General features: G+C 47.3%; 10 protein-coding genes and 1 pseudogene. 6 read left to right on the top strand and 5 right to left on the bottom strand.

Annotated features, from left to right (window positions below):
- Nucleotides 1-152: 152 nt before the first annotated feature.
- The gene (locus tag LDL40_RS01550; RefSeq protein WP_300993038.1) at nucleotides 153-671 is read right to left on the bottom strand and encodes a hypothetical protein; all 519 of its coding nucleotides are present in this window, start codon (nucleotides 669-671) and stop codon (nucleotides 153-155) included.
- A 440-nt stretch (nucleotides 672-1,111) separates the two neighbouring features.
- Between LDL40_RS01550 and LDL40_RS01545 the strand changes: the two genes are divergently transcribed.
- The gene (locus LDL40_RS01545) at nucleotides 1,112-2,209 is read left to right on the top strand and encodes an MBL fold metallo-hydrolase (protein ID WP_300993037.1); all 1,098 of its coding nucleotides are present in this window, start codon (nucleotides 1,112-1,114) and stop codon (nucleotides 2,207-2,209) included.
- Nucleotides 2,210-2,218: 9 nt separating this feature from the next.
- Here LDL40_RS01545 and LDL40_RS01540 read toward each other — a convergent pair whose 3' ends face one another.
- The 3 genes from LDL40_RS01540 to LDL40_RS01530 are packed head-to-tail and all read right to left on the bottom strand — an operon-like array spanning nucleotide 2,219 to nucleotide 4,178.
- Nucleotides 2,219-2,497, bottom strand: coding sequence for a superinfection immunity protein (locus LDL40_RS01540; RefSeq protein WP_300993035.1), 279 nt, complete (start codon nucleotides 2,495-2,497; stop codon nucleotides 2,219-2,221).
- A gap of 3 nt (nucleotides 2,498-2,500) precedes the next feature.
- Nucleotides 2,501-2,644, bottom strand: a complete 144-nt coding sequence (locus LDL40_RS01535; protein ID WP_300993033.1) for a hypothetical protein — start codon at nucleotides 2,642-2,644, stop codon at nucleotides 2,501-2,503.
- Between the two features lie 52 nt (nucleotides 2,645-2,696).
- Nucleotides 2,697-4,178 carry an amidohydrolase family protein gene (locus LDL40_RS01530; RefSeq protein WP_300993031.1) on the bottom strand — a complete coding sequence of 494 codons (1,482 nt, stop codon included), beginning with the start codon at nucleotides 4,176-4,178 and terminating at the stop codon, nucleotides 2,697-2,699.
- Nucleotides 4,179-4,361: 183 nt separating this feature from the next.
- Between LDL40_RS01530 and LDL40_RS01525 the strand changes: the two genes are divergently transcribed.
- The 3 genes from LDL40_RS01525 (at nucleotide 4,362) to LDL40_RS01515 (ending at nucleotide 7,028) form a co-directional block, all read left to right on the top strand.
- Complete coding sequence (locus LDL40_RS01525; protein WP_300993029.1) at nucleotides 4,362-4,886, top strand: RNA polymerase sigma factor; 525 nt, start codon at nucleotides 4,362-4,364, stop codon at nucleotides 4,884-4,886.
- Complete coding sequence (locus LDL40_RS01520) at nucleotides 4,876-5,475, top strand: hypothetical protein (RefSeq protein ID WP_300993026.1); 600 nt, start codon at nucleotides 4,876-4,878, stop codon at nucleotides 5,473-5,475. Before LDL40_RS01525 ends, LDL40_RS01520 begins: the two co-directional genes overlap by 11 nt.
- Before the next feature lie 296 nt (nucleotides 5,476-5,771).
- A complete protein-coding gene (locus tag LDL40_RS01515) occupies nucleotides 5,772-7,028 on the top strand; it encodes a multidrug effflux MFS transporter (RefSeq protein WP_300993022.1) in 1,257 nt (418 codons plus the stop codon).
- A gap of 69 nt (nucleotides 7,029-7,097) precedes the next feature.
- Here the strand turns inward: LDL40_RS01515 and LDL40_RS01510 are convergent, their stop codons facing one another.
- On the bottom strand, nucleotides 7,098-7,931 hold the full coding sequence (locus tag LDL40_RS01510) for an AraC family transcriptional regulator (protein WP_300993019.1): 834 nt from the start codon (nucleotides 7,929-7,931) through the stop codon (nucleotides 7,098-7,100).
- Nucleotides 7,932-8,153: 222 nt separating this feature from the next.
- Here LDL40_RS01510 and LDL40_RS01505 point away from each other — a divergent pair, with 222 nt between their 5' ends.
- Both LDL40_RS01505 and pntA read left to right on the top strand, forming a co-directional pair.
- Complete coding sequence (locus LDL40_RS01505) at nucleotides 8,154-8,945, top strand: alpha/beta hydrolase (protein WP_300993016.1); 792 nt, start codon at nucleotides 8,154-8,156, stop codon at nucleotides 8,943-8,945.
- A gap of 413 nt (nucleotides 8,946-9,358) precedes the next feature.
- Nucleotides 9,359-10,000, top strand: a pseudogene (pntA, locus tag LDL40_RS01500) (NAD(P)(+) transhydrogenase (Re/Si-specific) subunit alpha); the annotation flags it as partial.

The following is a 10,000-nucleotide window of genomic DNA, read 5'->3' as shown; positions in this document are numbered from 1 at the left end:
GGCATCTACCGGTCAAAGTGCGATTGCTGCTCGATTGGTTGCAGCAGGGATTAAGATCCGGTGACTTAAGCGCTGATCCTTAATTAAAAAAAGCTGAGCAGACCGGAACATCTGTTACACAACACTGTGCCAGCCAGCGGTCGCAGCCAGGTCTAAACAGAGTATCTCAGCCCGGACAACAGCTGTTGATGTTGTTTATGTATACGCCTTACTTGCTTAGCGACTACCAGTGTCAACAAAGGGCCTCTTAGCTGGCGCAGAGCCTGACGCCAAAGCTCTGTGTTGTTCTGAGTGGAATGACAACAAAATGTTGGTATGACCAAAGAATCGCCATGGCCAGGCGGTTGTGCAAAGTCCCGCACTATGATGATCTCTGCGTCCGTAAAACCTGGCGTGAATGCTAAAGCCTTTCCTGTCGACTGACTAAACCAAAGTATAAAAAATGCAAAGCAGATCAAAGCAGTACTGGCCAGATACACTATCAAACCAGTAAAAAAAGGCACGGAGCTGGTGTTTATCGTAGGCAGGGAAAACTCCTGTAACCCAACTTGAGGTTCAACGTCTTGATCCACTATGCTCTGAGCGGCAGATGCCACAAATGAACCTGAAGTCAGAAGACGAGCCAAAGGCGATAGTGCAGATAATTCAACTTTTTCTTTTCCTGTAGTCACCAGACACATCTCCTTGCTCCCCAGATCAACGCCAAGAGATTTTACCTACAGCCTTAAAAAAAATTTGCGAATAAGTGTTACTAAAAATGTGGTGACAGAACATCAGGCAACAAAAGCAGTTTGTGTTACAAAAAACTTTCATCAACTTTAGCAAAAGACTGCAGGAGAAAACTGAAACTTGAACAACAACTGATTTTACAATGAGCTTTTTCTGCCGATTGCACTTCCAGCGCCAGCAATAAAGCTTTGGATAACGCTCTACCTGAATGGGTCCCCTGACGCGAGATAACACATGAGCGGCAGAATAAGGTGCATCAGGCACTATGGCTTGAATAACACTAACATCAGGCTGTGTTAGCAAGGCAACTTGCGTAGTGTAAATCAGCTATGGTATCAACAGAACAACAAGAAATAGTATGATGATAAATAAGGGATTGTTCATGAAACTACGTAAACTTTCATCTATTGTGTTACTGGGCTGCACCTTGCTGTTGAATGCCTGCAGCATGTCCAATAAGGTTCAACGCCAGCTAGGCAAAGATGCAGTGACAGAACAATTTACCGAAGGTGAGCATCAGGGCCTTTATCGTAATTTGTATAGAACCCCAGTGGAGCAGCGCCATTATCCGGCTAACTGCAAGTCAGACTGTTATCCGGCACATCAGGCTGTTAAATGTAAAACTCCAGGCCAGAATTGCCGCTATATCGCAGTGCAGCAAACACCCGCATTAACTACTGGTTTTCGTGTGCAATGGCTGGGGCATGCCAGCTTTGTAGTTAACGCTCCGGATGGACAGCAACTGCTGATTGACCCTGTGTTTGGTCAGTTTGACTGGCCAGTCCGTTGGGTGCAATGGTTTGCTGGCATTATCAAAAGACCTTACACCCCAACAATAAGCAGTACAACTTTGACAGAAACAGACGCTGTCTTGTACTCCCATTTGCACTACGATCACTTCAGCCACGAAAGCATTCAACAAATAGGCAATAAACCAACTTATTACCTGCCCCTGGGCATGGCTGATTATATGCCGGAAGGTGGATACAACATTATTGAGCACGCCTGGTACAGCCAAAGCCAACAAGGTGAGCTAAACATCCACCTGGTGCCGGCGCATCACTTTAATAACCGCAGACTGTTGAATGACGACAACAAAGCCATGTGGGGAGGCTGGTTGTTGGAACATGGCGGAAAGACCTTGTTTTTTGCAGGTGATACCGGCTATTCAAAGCATTTTACCGATATTCAGCAAAAATACGGGGATATTGATATCTGCCTGCTGCCGATAGCCTCTTATCATCATGAAAGCCATGGCGACTGGTACCGTTATGTGCACACCACACCTGAAGATGCTCTGGTTGCCGCTAAAGAACTTGGCTGCAAAGTGATGATCCCCTGGGGTTATGGCAACGCGAGTTGGCAAATGGGCGACATTAGTTCACATTCACCTCTGCTGCGCTTACTACACATGCAGCAGCAACTGAAAAGTCAGGTGCCGCTGCTGATTTTAAATGAAGGCGAACGTGTGCAATTGTAATTCGTTGTATCAGGCTACTGGCTTTAAACGGGCTTTTTCAGCCAGTTTGTCGCTCAGTTTGCCTGTCACAGCCCAGACGATTAAAGCCAGCCAGGCTATCCAGGAAAACCCCGCCGGCAGGTTGAGCACGGCAATTTTAGCTGCGTGCTGTCGATTAAAGGCCAAAGCCAACAGGCTTGGTAAAAACCAAACTACGAAAAACAACAGGCCAAAGCCGACTAAAAACACCAGATCTGCTTGTTGCCATGCTTGTACGAAGCGGTCGAATAATTGTTGTAAAGTATCCATTTGTTACTCCTCGTTTTTGTTCATTTCAAATTTGTTGTGCAATACAGAGGCAACCAGCCAGAACACCATAAACAGCACCAGAAATTCAGCATCGGTAAACTCGACCTGGTTGCTCAGTTCGGACACGCAGTAATTTAAAGTTTCCATCAATTTATCCTCGTTATGATTGTGAAATAGGTCAGTCTTTAAGGTTTCAAATTTAAAGTTTCAAATCAGACAGAGCTGCCAACTGAGCTTTCAGCTTATCCACAGACCAGGCTTTGCCCTGCTGCACTACGGTATGCACAGTAGTCAGTGCGTTCAGATCTTGAAGTGGATTGGCGTTAAGCACTATAAAATCAGCGACATAACCTGTTTTCAGTTGGCCGTGATCTTCCAGACCCAAATGCTGAGCACCACCACTGGTTGCCAGCTTCAAAACCTGCCAATTGCTGAGTCCTGCGGCCTGAGTCAGTTGTAATTCACGCAGATAAAAAGGACCGCTGGCCACGCTATCGGTACCTATAGCCAAAGGCACACCCGCGTCATACAAACGTTTGAACAGTTGTTGTACCTTGGGGAGTTGTTGCTGTGCTGTAGTCAACTCTTCCGCTGACCAGTCGTAACTCGGCGCAGCTAATGTTGCGCGCCAGCTTTTGCGCATTTCTGGGTGATAGACCCACATGTCCTGTTCCGGGTATAAGGTGTCCAGCGCACGGGCGAAATAAACCAGCTCATTGACGACCAAAGTCAAATCGATACGGGTTTGTTGGCGGGCCAATGTCTGGATAAGCTGTTGCATGGGTTTGCTGTCATAGTCCACATACTTAAACCAGCTATAGACAAATCGGGCACTATGCAGATTTTTACGCTCTGCCAGATAAGCAGCTTTGTTCTCCCCCGTCAGCAGCCCGGCACTGGTGGGTAAGGCGTGAGTTAACCTATCTATGCCTAAGTCAGCGGCATACTGCCAGCTCACAGAATCCAGATGGGCTATGGTTTTTAAACCGGCCGCTTTGGCCAAATTTATCCCCATCGCCACTTCTTCTTTAGACAAGCCCTGATAAAGTTTGATGTAATCGACCCCCAAGTCCTTTTGTCTATTGATTTCAGCTTGCCAGGCCGCCCGATCTTTGGGATGCACTGCCCCCCCTAAAATAGGCGTAGGTTCAAAGATAAAACCGGCATAACTTAACTTTGGCCCAGGCCAATTTCCCGCTTGTTGCTCTGTAGCGTATTCAGCGTTAGCCTCTGGATCTCCTGCCGGGCTAAAGGCTGTGGTTACTCCGGTCGCTAAAGTACTGATTGCATGATAACGGGTCAGCTCACTATGACCTTTCATACTGATCACAGGTTTACCATCCTGCATTTCCGCCCTGTGCGGGCCTGCGGTCAGGTGCAAATGCACATCAATCAGACCAGGTATCAGATACTGATCCTGAATATCCACATTTTTGCTGGCCACAGGTAAGATTGTATCCGCTTGGTGTTGACCCATTTGCACTATGCGCCCTGCTTTAACCAGTAGCCAGCCATCCTGGATCTGCTGCTCTGTAGCCGGATTAATTAAAGTGGCATTGTGATACAGCGCGGTTTCGGCCTGTTCGACCTGTTCGACCTGTGGCTGGACAGCAGCTTGTGACAGAGAGCAAGCAGCGATCAAACAAAGTGCGACAGATTTTCTTAAAAAAATCGTTTTCATCCTGAGACTCCTAAAAACCGAAATAAAGTTGCTTTGTTTGCTTAAGAAGTCGGGAGCATTTCGTTAGCTGTTACAAAATTTTTTTTATTTATTTTTGTAACACTTTGCCGCTTGGGGCAGACTTATTTCGAACAGACTAATAACTTCGACAAGAAAGATAAGATACTGAACAGGGAGGTTTTTTTGACTCTATCCAACAGCGGCCTTGTACCGCCGGAACAGTTTTTACTGCAGTTGTGGCAACAGAATCAGGGCGCTATCAGCCGCACTCTGATGGCATGCGAAGCAGATCCGGCAGCACGGCAGGATTTAAAACAGGATATTTACCTGGCGTTGCACCAGTCAGCGGAACGCATTCAGGCAGCAGAAATACCGCGCGCATACTTGTTTCGTATTGTGCATAACGTGACAGTGGATCATATAGCCAAAGCCAAACGCCAGCAGTGGCAGGTTTTAGATGAAGATATCCAGCATCTGCTGCTACAGGATTGCCCGTCAAAAGAGGTTGGAGAACAGCAGCAAAGCCAGCAGTTACTGCAGGCGGTAAGGAAACTCTCTCCCGCAAATCGTCAGGCTATTTTACTGGCGATGGAAGATTTGGATGCCCTGGAAATCGCAGAGGTCCTGCAATTAAGTCAGGGAGCGGTAAGAGTGCGGTTAAATCGTGCCAAAACAGAACTAATGGAGATCATGCACCATGGCAGATAATTTTGACTTTGCCGCGCTGGCAAAAAGCTGGCAACAACAACCGACAGCAACAGAACCGCCACCTGATGCCTCTGATTTACTCGTAGCCAAACAGCGTCAAACTGAACAAAAGTGGTTGCTTTATGCTGAATGGCTAGGTGCTATTGTGATGTTCATTGCCGCGTGCTGGCTCGCCTTTTCAATACCTGACTGGCTGGGCTACTTGTCCGCTTGGTTCCTGATCTCAGGTGCATTGAGTTCGGCTTATGTCGCCTGGACAGTACACAAACCTATTCTGCAGTATGACAACTGGAGCAGCAGTGGGCTGGTACAATTTCGTATCCGGGCCTGCAAATTAACGCTGCGCTACTATCTCTACACCCAGCTATCCTGTGGTGCTTTAGTCGTATTTTCAGGCCTGTTATGGTTGATGCATTGGTTGAATATGGCTCAGGTCAGCGCGAGCCTACTGGTTGTTTACAGCCTGATGGTCGCTCCGCTTTGCCTGTTCGCTATCTACCGTCTGCAACAAAAAAAACAGCAGAAGGCAGAAGAACTGATCCAACTCACCCGCTTAGCGGACGACTTCCAGTCTGACCAAGCAGTGTAAAGAAGTCACTGGCGAAGGTTAGATCCCAGGCTACTCACTCAAGACAGACATTTTATTGAACTCAACGGCATTGGGTGCAAACTACATGAAAACACCCAATGCTGTATTGCCCTGTGCTTGACGATACAGCAATCGAATCACCAGCTTTGTGCAAAAATATCTCCTATTCCTGTCGATCTAACACAAACTGAGTCGACTAGCTTCGAATTCGTATACATTTGCCAAGACTCTTGTCTGTGAAAAACGTTACACTAGCCGCGCTTTTTGCGGGTCGTTTCAAATAAGGAAAGCTGTAGATGTCTGATTACTCCACTCATGCGCCTAAGTCGCGTATTTCCACTGGCGAGTTTAGTTTATTAGTCGCCCTGTTGATGTCCATCGTCGCTATTTCTATCGACGCCTTATTACCTGCACTGGATGCTATTCGCGCTGATATTGTGATGAGTCACCCGAATCAGGCGCAATTAGTCGTAAGCGCTTTGTTTTTAGGCATGGCGATAGGCCAACTGATTTGTGGCCCACTGTCCGATGCGACTGGCCGGAAAAAAGTTTTAAACGGCGGCATAGTGTTGTTTTTAGTTGGTACTTTGATTTGCTATTTCGCCAATGATATCAGCACCTTATTATTTGGCCGTTTTGTCCAGGGCTTAGGGGTTTCAGGCCCCTATGTATCTGCCATCTCTATAGTACGGGATAAATATTCCGGCAATGATATGGCGCGTATTATGTCGCTGGTGATGATGATCTTTGTGATGGTGCCCGCCTTAGCGCCCAGCCTGGGTCAGGCAGTGTTATGGATAGGTTCATGGCGTGATATTTTTATTCTTTATGTATTTTATGCGCTGCTGATTGTGGTGTGGATTTTCTGCCGCTTAGAAGAAACCTTACCCAAAGAACATCGTATAGCCATGACTACTCAGGGTTTTGCTGAAGGCTTTAAAGAAGTGATCAGCAATGTTCCGACCCTTTGCTACATGATTTGTATGGGTTTATTTTTTGGCAGTTTTATTGGTTATCTGAATTCGTCACAGCAGATTTTTCAGGACTTATTTAAAACCGGAGAGCTATTCACTTTGTACTTTGGCTTGCTGGCTATAGTTTTTGGTGCAGCCTCATTGGTGAACTCCCGGTTAGTACAGAAATGGGGAATGCAGCGTTTATCCAATCTGGCAGTCTGGGGCATTATCCTGAGCTCTGCAGTATTTTTGGCACTACATCTGGTGGTCGATATCCAGCTATTTACCTTTGTGCTTTATGCCTCGGTTTTATTCTTCTGCTTTGGCCTGGTCTTTGGCAATGTGAACGCTATGGCGATGGAGCCTATGGGTCATGTAGCGGGCATAGCAGCAGCTATTATCGGCTCGGTCTCATCCATCATGTCGATGAGCATAGGCACAGTGATAGGTCAAATGTACGACGGTACTTTAATTCCGGTGACCACAGGCTTTTTGATTTTTGGCAGTATCAGTATGGCCATTTTAACTTTTGCACAAAAGTATAAGGTGAAGCATCAGGAGCAAGCTGCTGAACAACGCAAGACTGAGCCGGCCTGATTTGGCGTCCAGGTAACAAGCCCATGAATTCATGGGCTTTTTTAATGGCGGTTTAAATCGTTATTTAGTTCACTGCTGTAACTGCAACCATTCTCTGGGGCTGTTGCCGGTTTTTCGTCTGAACGTACGTGCTAAAGCCGACGGACTTTCATAACCCACTTCATCAGCGATCAGAGCTATAGGGCGGCCTTCACGCAATAATTTTTGCGTAAGGCTCACGCGCCAGCTCGCCAGGTATTCGGCGGGAGTAATACCTACCACTTTATGAAACTTAGCAGCAAAACTTGCCCTGGACATGCTGGCGGCGCTGGCCAGCTCAGCGACAGACCAGGGTTTGGCGGGCTGGTCGTGCATCAAAGTCACAGCTTTTGCCAAGCGTAAATCAGCAAGACCGGCCATCATGCCTGTTGATACGCTGCGATTGGCCATCATATAGCGCAGCAATTGGATCACCACTAGCTCGAACAAACGGTTCAATACTGCGTTTTTGCCGCAATGCTGTGCAAAGGCTTCATCAAATAACCAGTCCAGGTTGCCGCTAAGCATAGAAATATCAGCCAAAGGCATCAGCACATAAGCGGGCAAAGCCGTGGTCAGTGGGTTATCAAGCCCCCCATCAAAGCTCAGTGCAGCAGATACCAGCTCAACCTGCAGATCTGATTTCGCCCCTTGCGCAACATTCAGGCTATGACTACAAGGCCTTGGAATAAATAACAAGCTTGGCTCTGTGATCTGCACGGCTTTTTGTTGATCCAGCTGCAATACCGCATCACCAGAGCGCAGCAAATGTAGCTTGGCTGTTCTGTCTGTGGCATCAAAACTAATTTCAGTACTAAGCGCACCACCGAAGATGGTGGTTGCGTGCATGCCAAATTGGGCGAGCAAGGTTGATAACCTATCCATACACAGCCTTTTTGTTAAACAAAGCAAATTTAGACGATCTGTTGCATAACTTAGACTATTTGAACCCAAAAAGAAAGCCAAGCCCCTTACTATAATCACAGCCGCTACCAAGGGGAAAGCAACAAAACCTCTTGCCTGAAGCGAGCGAAAAATTAAACAACCGAGCGCGACCAATATATCGCAACTCATTGACTAAGCTTGCAAACCCAGAAGGAAACTAACATGACTAATTTCAAATCACGCGTATTAACCACAGCTATCGCCACATTAAGCCTAACCTTTGGCGCAGCGGCTTTTGCCGCCGAAAAACCTACAGTGGTATTGGTTCACGGCGCCTTTGCTGAATCATCCAGCTGGAATGGCGTTGTCGCTGAGCTGCATGACCAGGGCTACCCTGTGATAGCATTGGCCAACCCACTGCGCAGCGTAAAAAGCGACGCCGCCTATCTGTCTGATGTCGTAGCACATACTAAAGGGCCAGTAGTTTTAGTTGGTCACTCTTATGGCGGCTCAGTCATTAGCAACGTCACTGCCGATCAGAACAAAGTAAAAGCTTTAGTCTATGTCGCAGCTTTTGCTCCGGAACAAGGTGAAAATATTGCTGAATTATCAGGACGTTACCCTGGCGGCACTTTAGGCCCAGCCCTTGCTGCACCTGTGGTTTTAAAAGATGGCAACAAAGATTTGTATATTCAGCAGGATAAATTCGGTGCTCAGTTTGCTGCAGATGTGCCAGCAGCAGAAGCAGCATTAATGGCAGCCACTCAGCGCCCTGTGACTGAAGCTGCTTTGCATGAAGCTTCGGGCGCTCCGGCCTGGAAAAAAATTCCGTCCTGGGCCATTTATGGCACAGCAGATAAAAATATCCCCTCTGCAGCAATGAAGTTTATGGCCAAGCGCGCTGGTGCGAAAAAGATTGTTGAAATCAAAGATGCCTCACACGTCGTGATGACATCTCAACCTGAACAGGTTGCCAAACTGATTGTTGAAGCAGCAGAAGCTACAGCTCAGTAACAGCGTACTAAGCAGACAAAAGCCCTGATGTATAAGTCGGGGCTTTTGTTATTACTGAGGCCTTTACCCAGCACTTTTACTCAATCTGCAGCAAAACTGCATTTGCCGACTATCCTCTAAGCTATAACTAAAAGGCATTAGTCAATTGGTCTGACCTTGCCCTATAGTCGTTACGCCAATTTTTCTGTAACAAACAGCAATTTAGGTAATACAAAGACTGGCGCAGCAGCAATACCTGACCGAGCCTGCGCTCGCATAATCTCTTTATGTAAGCGCAGTGGTAGTCCCTTCAGGAAGAAGTAAACCAAGCAGCGGTAACCAGCTCAACTCCTAAGCCTTTCATCTTTGCTGATACGGGTTAGAGATCGATCTGCTTTGCAGGATCCAATAAGAAAACAGGACAAGAGGTCAGGATGTTTATTGCAATCCCAAAAGAAAAGCTACAAGACGAAACCCGGGTGTCAGCAACGCCAGCCACTACGGAGCAACTACGTAAATTAGGCTTTACTGTACTGGTGGAAAGCGGAGCTGGAGCCAGCGCTGGTTTTAGTGATGAAGCTTATATTCAGGCCGGTGCCAGCATAACTGGTCAGGAACAGCTTTGGGCCAGTGAGCTGATTTATAAGGTCAATGCGCCAACAGAGCAGGAAATCAGTCTGCTGCAAAAAGGCTGCACCCTCGTCAGTTTTATCTGGCCGGCACAGAACCCGGATCTGGTCACTCGCCTCGCCGCTCAAGGTGTGAATGTACTGGCGATGGATATGGTGCCACGCATCTCACGTGCTCAGTCGCTGGATGCCTTGTCCTCGATGTCGAATATCGCTGGGTACCGCGCTGTAATTGAAGCAGCTCATAGTTTTGGCCGTTTTTTAAGTGGTCAAATTACCGCAGCTGGTAAAGTGCAACCCGCTAAAGTGCTGGTGATTGGTGCTGGTGTGGCCGGTCTTGCCGCTATTGGTGCTGCACGCTCTTTGGGCTCTATAGTGCGGGCTTTTGATACCCGGCTTGAAGTGGCGGAGCAAATTGAATCTTTGGGCGGTGAGTTTTTAAAACTG

Source organism: Rheinheimera sp. (assembly GCF_020217005.1).
GTDB lineage: Bacteria > Pseudomonadota > Gammaproteobacteria > Enterobacterales > Alteromonadaceae > Pararheinheimera.
This window is presented reverse-complemented; position numbering and strand designations above follow the sequence as displayed.